Below are 16,032 nucleotides of genomic sequence, written 5' to 3' on the forward strand. Positions count from 1 at the left end.
TTTCGACGGTGAAATGCGCTACCTGCGCGAAGCGGGTCGCGAGTTTGCACGCGAGCAGCCGGAGGCTGCACGGCGTCTGGGCATGCAGTATGGTCAAGAGGACGATCAGGTCCGGGCCGTATTCGAGGGCTTCGCGTTCCTCATGGCGCGGCTGCGCATGAAGCTCGGCGACGCCATGCCGGAGATTACCGACCCACTGATCGACAACCTGTACGAGTACGCGGGTCGGGCGATTCCCTCGCTGTCGGTCATTGAATGCACACCGCTGAACCGTACCGTCCAGACGCCGGCGCAGATCCCGGCGGGCGCCGTGGTGCGTTCGGCCCCCATCGGTCCCGAGGGCGTGCAGTGCCCGTACCGGACGACGCAGGCGGTCGATCTGCTGCCGCTTTCGGTGGAGGATGTGCTCGTCGCGGTGCGCGCCGACGGACGCACGGTCATTCGCCTCACCTTCGGCCTCTGGCTTGGGGAGCAGCGCGAGCGCGTTGACCTGTCGCGCATCCGCCTTTACCTGCACGGCGACCGGCCCGCCGCTGCCGCGCTGTACGCGGCACTGACGCGCCAGGTGGCCGCGATCAGCCTGCGCCTGCCGTCGGTACGCGATGGCGCACTGCAGCCGCAGCCCGACGTGCGCTTCGAGGTGTCGGGCTTCGGCCCGTCGACGCGGCTGTGGCCGGTGACGGACGCGAAGCGCGACGAGGAGCTCGACCGCGAGCAGACGATGCTGGAATACTTCGTCTTTCCGCAGAAGTTCCACTTCGTCGACCTGTGCGGCTTCGATACGGCGGTGCTGCCGCCCGGCGAAACGCAGATGACGTTCGAGATCGAACTCGACGGGCGGATGCCCGGCGATCATCCGGTCAGCCGAGGCAGCTTCCGTCTTTTCTGCACGCCCGTCATCAACCTGTTTGAGGTCGACGCGCTGCCGCTGCGGCCTGCCGGCTGGCACGACACGGAACACCACATTGTGGCGCAGCCCGGCCTCGCCGGTCATGTCGAACTGTACGACCTGCTCGCGGTGATCGCGTCGAATCCGGAGAGCAGTGCGCAGCATGCCTACCGGGCGTTCAGGAGCTTCCGGAATCGTGGCTGGCTCACGCGCTACGACAGGCCGGAGCGGTACTACTTCACCTCGACACGCTACGGCGTGAACGGGCGGGAACTGTGGGTCACGCTGGAAGGCCAGCTCTGGTCGGGCACGCACCGCGACGCGCAGGATGACGAGGACCGCCCGCCGCCGGACGGCTACCTGACGGTGCGCGCGCTCGCGAACAACGGGCGCCTGCCGGCCATGGCGCTGACCGAAGCGACGATTACCGAGACCGTCGCGGGCTTTACCGGCATCGCATCGGTGCGCAACCTGACGGCGCCGACGGCACCGGCCTATCCGCCGCGGTATTACCCGGGATATGACTTGCGTGTGCGGGCCAGTTTACGGCGGGCGGCGCGAACGAGATCAACCGGATCTCGGTGGAGGGCGAAGAGGCGCTGCAGGAGACGCTGGAACTCTACGACTGGGTACCGCACGATGGGCCGACGCGGCGTATCGAGGCAATCCGCTGGGTGCGGCTGTCCGCGAAAAACGTCCTTCAGCGGGCCTACATGCACCGCGAGGTCTGCGTACACGTCGACCTCGACCCCACTGCCTTTGACGGACCCGGCGACGCGGTACTCTTTGGCGACGTGCTCAACCACTTCATAGGCCGTTACGCCTGCTTCCACCATTCGATGCGGCTGATCCTGAGCATCGACGGAAAGGAGACCGTCTATCCGGCCATCGAGTTCACGGGAGCGCCTTTCTGATGCAAAACACGATCGTGAAAGGCACGCTGATTGCTGGCCTCGCCGCGGCCCTTGCGTCGTGCGGCATGTTGCAGTCGGTAAAGGACGGCACGGTGGCGGCGACGCAGGCCGTGTTCGTGTCGAAGGTGAAGCAGATGAACCTCACCATCGTCGCGCGCGGTGCGCTCAATCCAGACACGCGCGGCGCGTCGCTGCCGGTCGTGCTGCGCATTGTCCAGTTGAAGGACGACCGGCCCTTTGCGACGGCCACCTATGCGCAACTGCTTGGCGGCAGCGACACGCTGAAGGCCGCGACACTCTGGAGCGAGGACGTCACGCTCGGGCCGGGGCAGACGCTGAAGGTGTCGGAGCCCATCGGCGACGAGGCGAACTTCGTGGGCGTGGCGGCGTTCTTTCGCGACACGTCCGACGCCGAGTGGTCGGTGCTGATCCCGAAATCGCAGTGGAAAAAGACCGACCCGGTCAGGCTCGTCGCGGCGGACCGCAATCTCGTTCTCGATACGGAGCATAAAAAATGAGGAATCCGTATTTATATGGAGAAGCTCCGGAACTACCTGCCCTGATGGAGTTGCCGCGGAAGGATGCTCCGCGTGCGGAGCCCTTTGCGAACGCGTTTCCCGGCTGTGTGCGGCGCACTGGCTCAGCGCGCAATCATGCCGGTGAGCACATAAGCCTGAAGCAGCGTCATGACGCCGACCACAGCCGCGAAAAAGAGGCTATGGCGCACCGTGAAGCGGAACAGCGCCGCTTCCTTGCCGACGAGGCCCGTGGCCGCGCAGGCCACCGCGATCGATTGCGGCGAGATCATCTTGCCGCTCACGCCGCCCGAGGTATTGGCGGCAACCAGCAGCGTGTCCGACACGCCGATCTGGTGCGCCGTGGTGTGCTGCAGCGAGCAGAAGAGGGCATTCGACGAGGTGTCCGAGCCGGTCAGGAACACGCCGAGCCAGCCGAGGAACGGCGAGAAAAACGGGAACGCGGCGCCGGTGCCGGCCAGCGCGAGCGCCAGTGTCGAGGACATGCCCGAGTAGTTCGCGACGAACGCGAAGGCCAGCACGAGGCCGATCGAGAGCACCGGGCGGCGCAATTCGCCGAGCGTTTCAAAAAATGCCGCAACGGCGGCGTGCGGCTTCATCTTCAGCACGATCGTGGACACGACGGCGGTGAGCATGATCGCGGTGCCCACGGCGGAGAGCCAGTCGATTTTCAGCACCGCTTCATAGGGCTTGGCCGACGCCACGATGGGCGCGGTGCGCACCACGAGCTGATCGAGTCCCGGCACATGAAAGCTCAGCACGGTGCCGGCGAGCGCACCTTTCGCGGCGAACAGCGCTTTGAACGGCTTGATGCTCCACACCGTGACGATGGCGGTCAGCAGGAAGAACGGCGACCAGGCGCGCACGGTCTCGCCGATGCCGTAGGGCGATGCCTGGCGGCTCGACAATGCGTTCGCCGCTGCGCCGCCGGAGCTGCCGTTGAAGCCGCCCAGCGCCGCCGCGCCGCCGCTCACGCGCAGGTTCGCGACCGTTCCCGCCTGTGCCGCGCGCTGCGGCTGCCACACCTTGAGGAACGCGGCGAGCGACACGAGGCTCACGAGCGCCGAGGTGATGTCCGGCAACTCGGGCCCGATGTGATTCGAGGTGAAGTACTGCGTCACGGCAAAGCTGGCGCCCGCCACGAGCGCCGCGGGCCAGGTCTCCTTGATGCCGCGTTTGCCGTCCATGATGAAGACGAGCCAGAACGGCACGAACAGCGAGAGCAGCGGCAACTGGCGGCCCGCCATCGCGCCGATCAGGAACGGGTCGATGCCGGTCACCTGGCCCGCGACGATGATGGGAATGCCCATCGCGCCGAACGCCACTGGAGCGGTGTTGGCGATGAGGCACAGGCCCGCCGCGTAGAGCGGCTCGAAGCCGAGGCCGACCAGCAGCGCCGAGGTGATCGCGACCGGCGCGCCGAAGCCCGCCGCGCCTTCGAGGAACGCGCCGAACGAAAAGCCGATCAGCAGCACTTGCAGGCGCTGATCGTCGGTGATCGAGAGCACGGAGGCGCGAATGATCTCGAACTGCCCGGTCTTCACGACGATCTTGTAGAGGAACACGGCGGTCACGATGATCCACGCAATCGGCCACAGGCCGTAGGCGAAGCCGAAGCCGGCCGAAACGAGCGCCTGGCGCACCGGCATGCCATATTCGAAGATGGCCACGGCCAGCGCGAGCGCGAGCGTGATGGCCGCGGCAACGTGGCCTTTGAGCCGCAAGCCGGCCAGCGCGACGAAGAAGAACACGATGGGCACGACGGCCACGAGCGCGGACAGCCAGAGGCTGCCAAGCGGGGTATAGATCTGATGCCAGGGTTGCATTACGGTCTCCTCCGTGGATGCGGTCGAATTTGCGATTTAATTTCGCATGCCTGATGAAATATGTTCTGGTGTTCGGGCTATTGCGGCTGATCGCGCTCGCGCAGCAAATCGTGCAGGCTGCGCGGCGCGGGCTTGAGCGGCGTGCGATGCTGCGTCCAGCCCATCTGCTGCGAAGGCGCGAGCGCGCGCAGGCGCGTCGCGGCCCAGCGCAGCGCGCGATACGCGCGCGGATGCGCGAACGCGCCGCTCCAGAAGCGCCAGACGAACTGCTCGCCCCTGCTGTGATTCGCGCCCTGGCCGCGCAGCGGATGCGCAACGGCTTCGTCGGGCGAGCGGTTCGCCTCGGTGCGCAAACGCACCAGCAGGTCCGGAATCGGAATGCGCACCGGGCACACTTCGCCGCATGCGCCGCACAGGCTCGATGCGGTCGGCAGGTCGGCGGTTGCGTCGAGCCCGAGCAGATGCGGCGAGATGATCTTGCCGATCGGGCCGGGGTAGGTCGTGCCGTAGGCGTGCCCGCCGATGCGCGCATACACCGGGCAGTGATTCATGCACGCGCCGCAGCGGATGCATTGCAGCGTGGCGCGCAATTGCGCGTCGGCGTAGGCCTGGGTGCGGCCGTTGTCGAGCAGCACGAGATGCACCTCGCGAGGCCCGTCTTTTTCGCCGGCGCGGCGCGGGCTGCTGATGAGGTTGAAATACGTGGTGATCGGCTGGCCCGTGGCCGAGCGCGTGAGCAGGCTCGAAAGCGGCACGATATGCGCGAGCTTCGCGACCACTTTTTCCATGCCCATGATCGCAATATGCACGTCGGGCACCGTGGTCGAGAGGCGGCCATTGCCCTCGTTCTCGACGAGCCACAGCGTGCCTGTGTCGGCGGCGGCGAAGTTCACGCCCGATAGACCGATCTGCGCATCCACAAACGCGCGGCGCAGCGCGCGGCGGCCCGTCTGGATGAGTGCGTCCACGTCCTCCGTGTAGGGCGTATCGGGAATGTGCGCTTCGAACAGATGGCCGATATCGCCCTTCGTTTTGTGGATCGCGGGCATCACGATATGCGAGGGCTTTTCGCCCGCGAGCTGCACGATGTACTCGCCCATGTCGGACTCGATGCAGTCGATGCCGCGCCCGGCGAGGTAATGGTTCAGCTCGATTTCCTCGCTCGCCATCGACTTGCCCTTGATGACGCGCGTGGCCGCGTGCCGCTGCGCAATGCCGTGAACGATGCGGTTGGCGTCGTCGGCGGTCTCGGCCCAGTGCACGTGGATGCCGTTTTCCTTCAGCTTCGCTTCGAGCTGTTCCAGTAATTCGGGCAGGCGTGCGAGTGCGTGCTGGCGCAATGCTTCGCCAAGGTCGCGTAGTTGTTCGAGTTCGTCTGCGTCGGGGAATTGCGTGGCGCGCTTGCCTTGCAGAAAATCCATCGCGCCGCGAAAGCTTTTGCGCAACTGCGGATCGTCGAGCGCCGCGCGGGCGCGCTCGCGGAATTCGGCCGTGGGCACAAAATGCAGCGCGCTTTCGGGGTGCGCGGCTCGTACCGGGCTGGCGGTCTTGCTCATTGCGCGGCTCCGTGCTGGGGAAAATTCGTGGGCGTTGCGGATTCGCCGGCGGGGGTGTCGACGGGGTTGTCGGCATCGTCATCCGTGACGACGATCACCCACAGCGCGCGCGGCCCGTGCGCACCGTAAGCCGTGGTCTGCTGGATGTCCGAGGTCTTCGAGGGGCCCGAGATCATCACGAGGTTGGTGGGCATGCCGTCGCGCCAGCGTTCGGCGGCAACGGCCGCATGCAGGTCCGCGTGCAGCGTGCGTGCGTGGATCAGCGCGACGTGCAGCGGCGGCACCAGCGAGACGGTGCGAGGCGCGTCGGTGTCGGGCACGACCACGAGCGTGCCGGTGGCCGCGAGGCCCGAGCGCGCGACGGTGAAGCCCGCGTCAATGCTTTCGAACAGTTCGGACTTCCAGGCTTCGATCGGCTCCATGTAGCCGCGCGCTTCGATGCCCGCTGCGGCGGCGCGCAGCGCGTCGACGAGCGCCGCGCCTTCGGCGCTCGACGTGTCGAGCAAGAGCCGCTTCACGCCCGCGGCCGCGAGGCGCCGCGCGAGTTCGGCGGGCCAGTTCCGCACGCTCGCGCGCACGACCTCGGCGTGCGCGGCCTCCAGCATCTGCTGGAATTGCGCGATGCGGGCCGGCTGGGTAGCGAGCGTGCCCGCATTGTGTGCGCGTTGCCGGGCATAGTGCGCGTCGATGCGCTGGTCGAGCGCATCCACCGGCACAGGCGCGGCGCCCTCGCTGGCGCTGGCGCGCAGCCGGCCGAGCATGCGCGCGCGGGCGCCCAGGGTGTCGAGGGTGTCGACGGGGTTGATCGTGGCGGCGCTCATGCGGCCTCCCCGCCGGTGCGGCGCCACAGGAACGAAGCGAGGTGCTCGACGGCGAGCGGCGCGCCCTTGTGTTCGGCCGCATGGCCGATGTTGAGCAGGCACCCGCAGTCGGCGGACACGAGCCGGTTGCAGCCAGTCGCGCACGCCGAGGCGATCTTGTCGGTGACCATCGCGCCCGAGATGTCGGGATGCTTCAGTGAGAACGTGCCGCCGAAGCCACAGCATTCCGATTCGCGCTCGTGGTCGATGCGCGTGACGCCGGGCAGCGCGTCGACGGCTTCCACGCCGTGCACGCGCGTGCCCATTTCGCGGCGCGCGCCGCACGAGGTATGGAGCACCACGCGTTCCGCGGGCTGCTTCAGCGCGGCGTTGCCATACGCGCCGGCAATGCCGAGGTCCACTTTCAGCACGCGCACGAGGAATTCGGTGAGCTCGTAGATGCGTCCCGAGAGCGCTTGAGCCCGTGCCGCATCGGCTTTATCGGCTTCATCGCCTGCGTCGCTTTCGAACAGGGCGGGCCAGTGGTGCCGCATCATGCCCGCGCACGAGCCGGAGGGCACGATCACGGGCCACGGCTGATCGAACAGGCCGAGCTGCGCGCGGGCCACCTCGCGTGCTTCGCGCGGGTTGCCGCTGCTATAGGCGGGCTGTCCGCAGCAGCTCTGGGCGCGCGGGAAGTGGACCGTGAGCCCTTCGCGCTCCAGCAGCTTGACCGCGTCGAGCCCGGCTTGCGGTACGAACAGGTCGACGAGGCAGGTCGCGAACAGGTAGACGTCGGTCGGGCGTGGACCGGTGGGGTATTGCCGTGGCTTCATGTCTCGCTCGTATGGCTCTCGGTATGGTTCGGTGCCGAATGGCGCGCCTGGCCGTGATGGCGACGGCAGGTGTCTGGGCGCATAATCCCCGCTTCGGGTGGCAGGCTCAAACTGGTTGGACCAGTGGCTGGCCAGCGGGTAGAACCGTTGCGGATTACTGCGGCCGAAGCACATGAGAGGTGGGGGGAGATCAATGAGGGACAGGGCCGGCGCGCGCGGACGCGTGGAAACGGTGATGCGGCAAATGGAGACGTCGCTGCTCGACGGCACGTGGCGCGCGGGGACGAAGCTGCCCTCCGAGCGCGTGCTCGCGCAGGAGTACGGCGTGGCGCGCAACACGGTGCGCGAGGCGATCCAGCGGCTCGCCGCGCGCGGGCTGGTGGCGAGCCGCGCGGGCGCGGGCGTGTTCGTGACCGACCAGTTGCGCACCGGCTTTGTCTCGCCGTGGGGGCAGCTGGTAGCCGATCATCCGGCGCTGCGCGACGACATCCTCGAATTTCGCCGCGTGCTGGAGGGCGCGACCGCGTATTTCGCGGCGATGCGCGCGAGCGACGACGAGCTCGCGCGCATTCGAGCGCTGGTGCAGGAACTGGAGCGCACGCGCGCCTGCGACGACAAGGCCGCCGAAGCCGCCGCCGACGCGAAGCTGCACGAGGTGATCGCACAGGCTTCGCACAACGCGATGTTCTTGCACCTGCACACGAGCGTGCTGGGCATGCTGCGCGAACACATCACGATCAACGGCACGGGTTTGCGCGAGCAGAACGCGGATGCCTCGGATCATCTGCTGTTGCAGCACCGCACGCTGTGCGAAGCGATTCTCGCGCGGCGTCCGGAAGAGGCGCGCACGGCGATGCAAACCCATATCGACTTCGTGCGCACGCGGGTGAACGAGGAGCACGGCATGCCCGCAACTGGCCCAACCAGTGCGAAGAAACGCCGGGCACGCAAGAAGCCGGCCGCGCCTGAAGACTGCTAAAGTTGGCGCTCAGGTTGGTCGCTCAAGTTGGCCGCTCAGGTGGCGCAGCGCGAGGACATTCGCGCGGCGCCCGCAGGAACTCGATGAGAAGGAGATCAGGCCATGAACCCGCCCGTCGCGCGTATCGAGTCGCTAAGCGCCGTCACGTTCACCGTGAGCGATATCGAGCGTTCAGTGCGCTTTTACGAGGCGCTCGGCTTCGTGCACCAACCCGGCGCCGCGGTTGCCGGGTTCGCGTCGTTCGTGCTCGGCGGTGGAGGCGGGGGCGGCGCGTGCTATCTGAATCTGCTCGAAGGGCCGCATGCCAGGATCGAAGGATGGGGCCGCGCGATCTTCTACGTTTCGGACGTGGACGCCTTTTACGCGCAGGTGCTGGCCGCGGGCTTCACGCCCGCGTTCGCGCCGCAGGACGCGCCGTGGGGCGAGCGCTATTTTCATCTCGTCGATCCGGACGGCCACGAGTTGAGCTTCGCGAAGCCGCTGGCCTGAGGCGCGGTGCGCGTCGATGCATCTGAAATACGCATGACACCCGTAGCGCCGATAGTGGTGCGGGTTGCCACTGATTGCATGAGGAGCAGTTTCCATGAACGAACGGGAGCGTGAAGCGGGCGCGAGCGCGGAGCAGCATCGCCGCCGCCGCCTCGAGGAAGAGCTTATCGACGCTTACGACGAAGAGCTCGAAATGGAAGTCGACGACCGCCTTCAGGAGGTCGGCATCGAGATCAGCGACGAGGCGCGCGCGCTGCGCCGCGTCTATTTCCGCGAGCTGATCCGGCTGCAGGGCGAACTCGTCAAGATGCAGGACTGGATCGTGAGCACGGGCCACCGGCTCGTGGTGATCTTCGAAGGCCGCGACGCGGCGGGCAAGGGCGGGGTCATCAAGCGCATCACGCAGCGCCTGAATCCGCGCATGTGCCGCGTGGCCGCGCTACCCGCGCCGAACAACCGCGAGCGCACGCAATGGTATTTCCAGCGCTACGTGCAGCATTTGCCCGCGGGCGGCGAAATGGTGCTGTTCGATCGCAGCTGGTACAACCGCGCGGGCGTCGAGCGCGTGATGAACTTCTGCACCGACGAGGAGTACGAAGAGTTTTTTCGCTCGGTGCCGGAGTTCGAGAAGATGCTCGTGAGGAGCGGCATCCAGATCGTCAAGTACTGGTTCTCGATCACGGACGACGAACAGGAAGTGCGCTTCCAGAGCCGCATCGACGATCCGCTCAAGCAATGGAAGCTCTCGCCGATGGACCTCGAAAGCCGCCGCCGCTGGGAGCAGTACACGCATGTGAAGGAAGTCATGCTGCAGCGCTCGCATATTCCCGAGGCGCCGTGGTGGGTCGTGCAGGGCGTCGATAAAAAACGCGCGCGTCTGAACTGCATTCATCATCTGCTGAGCCAGGTGCCGTATCACGAGATCGAGCATCCGAGCGTGACGCTGCCCGCGCGCGTGCATCATCCCGATTACATTCGGCAGCCGGTGCCCGAGAGCATGATCGTGCCGGACGTCTATTGACGGTGTTGGTCGTGCATGCCGCGCGGCATGCTCAGAACGTGTGGCGGAACATCCAGTAGAGCGCGCCCGCGAGCGCGATCGAGGCGGGCAGCGTGAGCACCCACGCGAGCACGATGCTGCGCACCGTGCTCCATTGCAGGCCCGAGCCGTTCGCAGCCATCGTGCCCGCCACGCCCGACGAGAGCACATGCGTGGTCGAGACCGGCAAACCATACGCATCGGCCGCGCCGATGGTGGCCATCGCCACGAGTTCCGCGCAGCCGCCCTGGCCGTAGGTCAGGTGCTGCTTGCCGATGCGCTCGCCCACCGTCACCACGATGCGCTTCCAGCCCACCATCGTGCCCAGTCCGAGCGCGATCGCCACGGCCACCTTCACCCAGGTCGGGATGAACTTGGTCGCGTGGTCGATCTGGTTGCGGAAGTTGTGGATCGCGCGGACGTCGGCTTCGGCGAACGCGGGTTGCTTCGCCTTCTCCATCAGCCGGATCGCCTCGGAAATCACGTACATGTTGTTGCGCACGTTGTCGACGACCGATTGCGGCACCGCCGCCATCGAGCCATAGCCTTCGACCTGCTGGCCCACCTGCGTCGAGAGCGCGGCGAGCGCGGGCACCGTTTGCGGCGTGAGCGTGCGCGTGTTGATGTAGCGCTCGACTTCGGCGCGCGCGGCATTCGGGCCGCCGGCGGGCGCGGCCACGCCGTCGGTGTACTGGCCCAGCGTGCGCGCGGCCTGCTGCGAAACCGCGACGAAGGTTTGAGACTCGCTCGCCGTCACGGCCTTGTTGAGCGCATAGGCGGTGGGCACGGTGCCGATCAGGATCAGCATGATGAGGCCCATGCCTTTCTGCCCATCGTTGGAGCCGTGCGCGAACGAGACGCCCGTGCAGGTGAGGATCAGCAGCGCGCGAATCCAGAACGGCGGCGGTTCGCTGCCCTTGGGCTCGGCGTAGAGCACGGGCACGCGCACTAGCGCCTTGAGCACGAGCAGCAGCAGCGCGGAGGCGAGAAAGCCGACGACGGGCGAGAACAGCAGCGACTTGCCCACACCGATCGCCTGGCTCCAGTCGACGCCGCTCGTGCCCATTGCACCCTGGGAGCCGTGCATCAACTGGTTCATCAGCCCCACGCCGATGATCGAGCCGATCAGCGTATGCGAGCTCGACGAAGGCAGGCCGAAGTACCACGTGCCGAGATTCCAGATGATGGCGGCGATCAGGAGTGCGAAGACCATCGCGAAGCCCGCGCTGCTGCCCACCTGGAGGATCAGCTCGACGGGCAGCAGTTGCAGGATGCCGAACGCCACCGCGCCGGTGGAAGTGAGCACGCCGAGGAAGTTCCACGCGCCGGACCAGACCACGGCCAGGTTGGGCGTGAGCGAGTGCGTGTAGATAACCGTCGCCACCGCATTCGCGGTATCGTGGAAGCCGTTCACGAATTCGAAGCCCAGCGCGATGCAGAGCGCGATCACGAGCAGGAACCACGGCAGCGCGGAGTGCTCGCGCACGGTCGAGAGGTCGTCGGCGAGATGCAGGCCTACATAAACGGCGCCCGCGGCGATCACAAGCAGAAACACCAGCAGGCTCGCGCTGCGCCCGCGCCCGGAGGCGGCGCCGGGCTGCGGTGACAGGGAAAGATCCGGCATGACGGGCGGGTTCCTCAAATTGGGTGCGCGGAGCGTCGCGCAGGCGGGGAGGGCGCAAAGCGACGGCGGCAAGCAACGCCACCGATCATGCAAAGAGCACATGACGCATTGATGACGTTGTTGCGCAAGCCGTGCGGCCGCTGCGCGGTCCTCGCGCGAGCCGATTGACGGAGAGCACGTGCCTGATCGCGTTCACAAGCCCGCAGGAGAGTCATCCGCCGAACCCGCTGCCGCGCCCGCGGGGGGCGTATTGGTTCCCCATTTGCGGCTGCGCGCGCGCAACTGGATCTTCGCGCGCGGCAAGTGGGCCACGCGGCTGATCGGCCGCAATCCGTTCTTTGGGGGGCTGTCGGGCACGCTGGTCGCCACGGTGATGGCGGCGCTGACCTACATGACGCTTTACACCGGCCGCGCCGAAGAGATGCGTCATGCGGTCGAGAACTCGAACAACATCGTGCGTCTCGCGAGCAGCGACATTGCGCGCAACGTCGAGCTCTACGATCTCTCGCTGCGCGCCGTGGTGGCGGGCGCGCAGCAGCCCGAAACATGGGCGCTGCCGCCAGCGCTGCGCCAGCGCGTGCTGTTCGATCGCGCGACGGCGGCATCGTTTCTGGGCGGCGCTTATGTGCTGGACACGCAAGGGCGCGTGAAGGCTTCGCAGAGCACCGACGATACGCCGGGCGTCTCGGTCGCGGACCGCGACTATTTTCTGGTCCAGCAGCGCAATCCCGATGCGGGCCTCTTCATCTCGAAGCCGTTTCCGTCACGCCTGCGCCATGGCGTGCTCTCGGTCGCGCTGTCGCGGCGCATCAATGCGCCCGATGGCACGTTCGCGGGCGTCGCGCTGATTGTCGTGAGGCTCGAATACTTTCAGCGGCTCGTCGACCGCGTCGACATCGGGCCTGGCGGCGGCGTCTTCATCATCATGCAGGACGGCACGCTGGTCGCGAGCAAGCCGCCCATGCCGCTCGGGGCGGGCGCGGATTACTCGGGCTGGCGCAACTACCCGATCGTCTCGCGGCACGACGCGGGCACCTTCGCGGCGCACACCGAAGCGGACGGCGTGGAGCGACTCTATACCTACGCGCACGTGCGCCGCACTCCCATCATCGTGGGAGTCGCACCCGCCGTCGACGACATCCTCGCGGGCTGGCGAAGCCGCGCTTACCTGGCCGTTGCGATGACGACGGTCTTCGGCGGCGCCTGGGTGGTGGTGTCCTGGGTGCTCGCGTTCGCGCTGCGCGACAAGGTAATCGCCGAAGCCGAATTGCAGCGCCTCGCGGTGACCGACCCGCTCACGGGCCTCGCGAATCGGCGCGCGCTCGATGAGCGGCTACAGGCCGAGTGGAACCGGGCGTCGCGCGAACGGACGCCGCTCTCGGTGCTGTTCTTCGACGTCGATCACTTCAAGCTGTTCAACGACGCCTACGGCCACGCGGCCGGAGACGAAGTGCTCAAGCTCGTGGCCGAGCGCATCGCCTCGGGCACACAGCGCACCTCGGACATGGCGGCGCGCTACGGTGGCGAGGAGTTCGCGGTGCTGTTGCCCGGCACGGCGCTCGAGGGTGCGCGCAAGATCGCCGACAAGATCCGGCGGCGCATCGAGACGGCCAACCTCGCGCATCGCGGCTCGCCCTACGGCCGCGTCACGGTGAGCGTGGGGTGCGCGAGTTGCGAGCCGCCCGCGGGCGAAAGCGGCGCAAAGCTGCTCGCCGCCGCGGACGCCCAGTTGTACGAGGCCAAGGCTGCGGGCCGCAACCAGGTCTGCGCGAAGCAATGGGGCGATGCGGGCGGCGTAGCGTGATGGTCTTGCGCCGGCCGTTCAGCGCGCCGACTTCGACAGGCGATGGCCGAGGCCGAGGTTCGAGACGATCTGCCAGGTGTAGACGCGCGAATAGTGCACGCCGAACTGGCGGCCGATCAACTCGCGCACGCGGCTGTTGGTCCACGCATCGCTCGGAAAGCCATGCTCGCGCGCGGAGCCGTGCAGCGCGCTCGCGATCCAGCCCATTGCGGCCTTGTCGAGCACGGAGGGCCGGCCGCCCACGCTCATCTGCTGGAGCGCGGCGAGGCCGCCGTCTTCGACAATCGACTTGTAGCGGCGCACCGTCTGGGCGGAGAGGTGCAAGGAGTCGGCTACGGCGTGCACGGTCGCGCCTTCCACCAACATCTGGCCGGCGGCCATCCTGCGCGCGACGCTCGGCAAATTCTCGGTTCGGATAAGCATGTGATCACTCGTCAACGAAAGATTCCGGACATGCGGCTTGCTAATACCGCTCCTGTCAACCCTTTCAGTGCGTGCGGGTCTTCTCGCTTGCCACGGCCTCGCATGGCTCTTGCTTGATGCCTGGCCGTCGCGGACGGCGAAACAATGCGCCTCTCAGGACGCGTGCGGACCGCATTGGCGTTCCGCAGGAGATATTAATAATTGTTTTTGTAGGGAATGTGTATAGCCAGCGGAAAAATAGTCTGCTTGACTTACGGATTATCCTGGACTATCGGAAAAAATGAACCTATCCAAATCGCTTAACTATGCCAGTGAATGTTGTTCATTCATGACATGATAGCGCCGCTATCCGGATGATTGAAAGATTTGTAATTGTTGTTTTTGGCCCCTTGCCGAGGCACTTGGGGAGAGCGAATCGGTAATTTTGGGCAGAATGCGCTTTCCGGATTTCGCATGAATTTTTATGGGAATCCGATTCGATTCAGACCGAATGGGCCTTCCGGTTTGCTTCACCGCGCGTTTCGAAGCGAACGGATCATGGTCACATGAAGATCCAATTGACGATTCGCTTGACGATCTAAAAAGCATGAGCAAAGAACTCGACGAAAAGGTTGAACGTCTGCTGCGGCGCGCGGCGAGCCGACGTGGCCTCGTATCCTATGGCACCTTTCATGCGCTGTTCGCGCAGAGCGTGCCGCTGCACGAACGTTACGAAAAGCTGGAAGCTGCGGCGGCGGCCTTGTGCGAGCCGCGCGTGGCCGACTACGCGTCGCTGCTCGCAACGGCTTCGGGTCTGCCGGGGCCGGATTTTTATCAGCGTTTCCGGCGCCTGCACGCGCAGCGCTATTACGCGCTGCTTGGCGCCGACCGCAATCGCATGCTCAAGTTGGTGGAGAAGCGCCAGTTCGCGAGTGAGGAGCGCGAGCGCGTGTACGACCACTATCGCAGCACCGCCGAAGTTGCCGTGCCCGCGTGACGGAGTGGGTTTAGTCGACGCGATTGCGATCGCGCACGAGGATCGTGACGTACACCGCCGTGCAGACGAGAATCACGGCGACGCCGGCAACCACCTTGGTGTGATTGAACTGCACGAGCCCGGTCACGGCGATGGCAATGCCGGTGGCGGAGCCGAGTGTGCCGAGCGCGGCAACGAAGATGCGCAGCTTGCTCCAGATGCGATGGCGCCGTTCGGGGCCTGCGCCTTCCCTCAAGCGTTCGAAAGTCATGATGCCGGTATTCCCCGTTGAGGGCGGGCTGCATTGCACGATGCAATACGGTCTTCGCCCAGATGAAACGATTATAGCGATCGGCCGATTCCGCGCTTTCGGCGCGCGCGCATTATGCCGCGCGGCGCAAGTTACACGCGCTGGAGTGCGTGCTTTTTGGGGACGTTTAAGTTTGCCTTAATGTTGCGCCGCCATCATGAACCCGTCGGGTCGATTCGATAGTCGATTCGTGGTTGTTCTTCACGTCCCCTGTTAACCGCCGATGCCATACGGCGGTTTTTTTTGCCCATTTGCCCATTTTTCCCGTACGCGTGCCCGGCATGCTCACTCGTGTTCAGGAAAGCCCGCGCGTCCTTGCGTAAGGTCGCGCAGCACCTCGCGCGCGGCGTCGAGAGCGGTAGCGGGAAGTTGAATCGTGAGCCGCACTGTCATCGTGTAGCGGCTGTCGGCGAGCGTGTGCTGCTCCTGCTCGATCCAGTGCCGTACGCGCGTTTCGTCGGCGTAGCTCACTTCCACGATCAGGCGCGCCTGGGCGATGCGCTCCACGCGCTGCGCGTTCTGCAGCGCGCTCGCGATGGCATCGGTATAGGCGCGCACGAGGCCGCCCGCGCCGAGCTTCACGCCGCCGTAATAGCGCACCACTGCGGCGAGCACGCCATCGAGGTCGTGATGGCGCAGCACTTCGAGAATGGGGCGGCCCGCGGTGCCCGAGGGCTCGCCGTCGTCGGACATGCCGGACTGGCCGCCCGCGAGCAGCGCCCAGCAGACGTGCGTGGCAGTGGGGTGTTCGTCGCGCAGGCGGCGCAGCTCGGCCATGGCCGCTTCGCGGCCGTCGACAGGAATCGCGAGGCCGATGAAGCGGCTCTTGCGGATCTCGAGCTCCGCGCTGACGGTTGAGGCAAGGGTGTAAGTGGGCAAAGCGGGCAGTGCAGCGTAAGCAAAAGCGTGATGTTAGCGGATGCGGACAGCCATTCGGCTGCGCGGCCTGGACGGGGTCGCGTGCCTTGGACGCGATGCGTCGCGCAATCTCTCAGATTACGTAATGGTTTCTTGCGCCAGAGCTAATGACGTATCGGTCACCAGGGCCGATA

At 66.3% G+C, this 16,032-nt stretch carries 15 protein-coding genes and 1 pseudogene; 8 read left to right on the plus strand and 8 right to left on the minus strand.

All coding sequences use genetic code 11. From position 1 onward, the window contains the following. Positions 1–13: 13 nt before the first annotated feature. The 3 genes and pseudogenes from tssF to tssJ all read left to right on the plus strand — a co-directional run. Positions 14–1,336, plus strand: a pseudogene (gene tssF / locus NH14_RS02120) (type VI secretion system baseplate subunit TssF); the annotation flags it as partial. A gap of 134 nt (positions 1,337–1,470) precedes the next feature. Continuing rightward, positions 1,471–1,803, plus strand: coding sequence for a type VI secretion system baseplate subunit TssF (locus NH14_RS33820; RefSeq protein WP_244143498.1), 333 nt, complete (start codon positions 1,471–1,473; stop codon positions 1,801–1,803). Beyond that, positions 1,803–2,321: a type VI secretion system lipoprotein TssJ gene (gene tssJ / locus NH14_RS02125; RefSeq protein WP_168727128.1), complete on the plus strand. Its 519-nt coding sequence runs from the start codon at positions 1,803–1,805 to the stop codon at positions 2,319–2,321. The genes NH14_RS33820 and tssJ overlap by 1 nt, the downstream gene beginning before the upstream one ends. A 122-nt stretch (positions 2,322–2,443) precedes the next feature. Here tssJ and NH14_RS02130 read toward each other — a convergent pair whose 3' ends face one another. From NH14_RS02130 to NH14_RS02145, 4 genes are all read right to left on the minus strand, one after another. Further along, entirely contained in the window at positions 2,444–4,165 is a 1,722-nt protein-coding gene (locus NH14_RS02130) for a lactate permease LctP family transporter (RefSeq protein WP_035531226.1), read from the minus strand. Positions 4,166–4,242: 77 nt separating this feature from the next. After that, the gene (locus NH14_RS02135) at positions 4,243–5,721 is read right to left on the minus strand and encodes a LutB/LldF family L-lactate oxidation iron-sulfur protein (protein WP_052148371.1); all 1,479 of its coding nucleotides are present in this window, start codon (positions 5,719–5,721) and stop codon (positions 4,243–4,245) included. After that, positions 5,718–6,542 (minus strand): LutC/YkgG family protein, encoded by an 825-nt coding sequence (locus NH14_RS02140; RefSeq protein ID WP_237179497.1) that lies wholly within the window; start codon positions 6,540–6,542, stop codon positions 5,718–5,720. The genes NH14_RS02135 and NH14_RS02140 overlap by 4 nt, the downstream gene beginning before the upstream one ends. After that, positions 6,539–7,357, minus strand: coding sequence for a (Fe-S)-binding protein (locus NH14_RS02145; RefSeq protein WP_035531229.1), 819 nt, complete (start codon positions 7,355–7,357; stop codon positions 6,539–6,541). The genes NH14_RS02140 and NH14_RS02145 overlap by 4 nt, the downstream gene beginning before the upstream one ends. Positions 7,358–7,550: 193 nt before the next feature. Between NH14_RS02145 and NH14_RS02150 the strand changes: the two genes are divergently transcribed. The 3 genes from NH14_RS02150 (at position 7,551) to ppk2 (ending at position 9,846) form a co-directional block, all read left to right on the plus strand. Next, complete coding sequence (locus NH14_RS02150) at positions 7,551–8,336, plus strand: FadR/GntR family transcriptional regulator (protein ID WP_237179498.1); 786 nt, start codon at positions 7,551–7,553, stop codon at positions 8,334–8,336. Between the two features lie 102 nt (positions 8,337–8,438). Continuing rightward, on the plus strand, positions 8,439–8,825 hold the full coding sequence (locus NH14_RS02155) for a VOC family protein (protein WP_035531232.1): 387 nt from the start codon (positions 8,439–8,441) through the stop codon (positions 8,823–8,825). Between the two features lie 94 nt (positions 8,826–8,919). Then, positions 8,920–9,846: a polyphosphate kinase 2 gene (gene ppk2 / locus NH14_RS02160; RefSeq protein WP_035531235.1), complete on the plus strand. Its 927-nt coding sequence runs from the start codon at positions 8,920–8,922 to the stop codon at positions 9,844–9,846. A gap of 31 nt (positions 9,847–9,877) precedes the next feature. Here the strand turns inward: ppk2 and NH14_RS02165 are convergent, their stop codons facing one another. Further along, positions 9,878–11,488, minus strand: coding sequence for an inorganic phosphate transporter (locus NH14_RS02165; protein ID WP_035531238.1), 1,611 nt, complete (start codon positions 11,486–11,488; stop codon positions 9,878–9,880). 178 nt (positions 11,489–11,666) lie between these two features. Between NH14_RS02165 and NH14_RS02170 the strand changes: the two genes are divergently transcribed. Continuing rightward, positions 11,667–13,292, plus strand: a complete 1,626-nt coding sequence (locus NH14_RS02170; RefSeq protein WP_244143497.1) for a sensor domain-containing diguanylate cyclase — start codon at positions 11,667–11,669, stop codon at positions 13,290–13,292. Positions 13,293–13,310: 18 nt separating this feature from the next. On the opposite strand, the gene NH14_RS02175 is transcribed toward NH14_RS02170, so the two are convergent. Further along, positions 13,311–13,715, minus strand: a complete 405-nt coding sequence (locus tag NH14_RS02175; protein WP_035531239.1) for a helix-turn-helix domain-containing protein — start codon at positions 13,713–13,715, stop codon at positions 13,311–13,313. A gap of 586 nt (positions 13,716–14,301) precedes the next feature. Here NH14_RS02175 and NH14_RS02180 point away from each other — a divergent pair. After that, on the plus strand, positions 14,302–14,691 hold the full coding sequence (locus tag NH14_RS02180) for a hypothetical protein (RefSeq protein WP_035531439.1): 390 nt from the start codon (positions 14,302–14,304) through the stop codon (positions 14,689–14,691). 10 nt (positions 14,692–14,701) lie between these two features. Here the strand turns inward: NH14_RS02180 and NH14_RS02185 are convergent, their stop codons facing one another. Continuing rightward, the gene (locus NH14_RS02185; protein ID WP_052148373.1) at positions 14,702–14,941 is read right to left on the minus strand and encodes a DUF2964 family protein; all 240 of its coding nucleotides are present in this window, start codon (positions 14,939–14,941) and stop codon (positions 14,702–14,704) included. A gap of 324 nt (positions 14,942–15,265) precedes the next feature. Next, complete coding sequence (locus tag NH14_RS02190) at positions 15,266–15,859, minus strand: IMPACT family protein (protein ID WP_035531242.1); 594 nt, start codon at positions 15,857–15,859, stop codon at positions 15,266–15,268. Between the last annotated feature and the right edge of the window lie 173 nt (positions 15,860–16,032).

The sequence above is a fragment of the Paraburkholderia sacchari genome, assembly GCF_000785435.2.
Lineage (GTDB): Bacteria > Pseudomonadota > Gammaproteobacteria > Burkholderiales > Burkholderiaceae > Paraburkholderia > Paraburkholderia sacchari.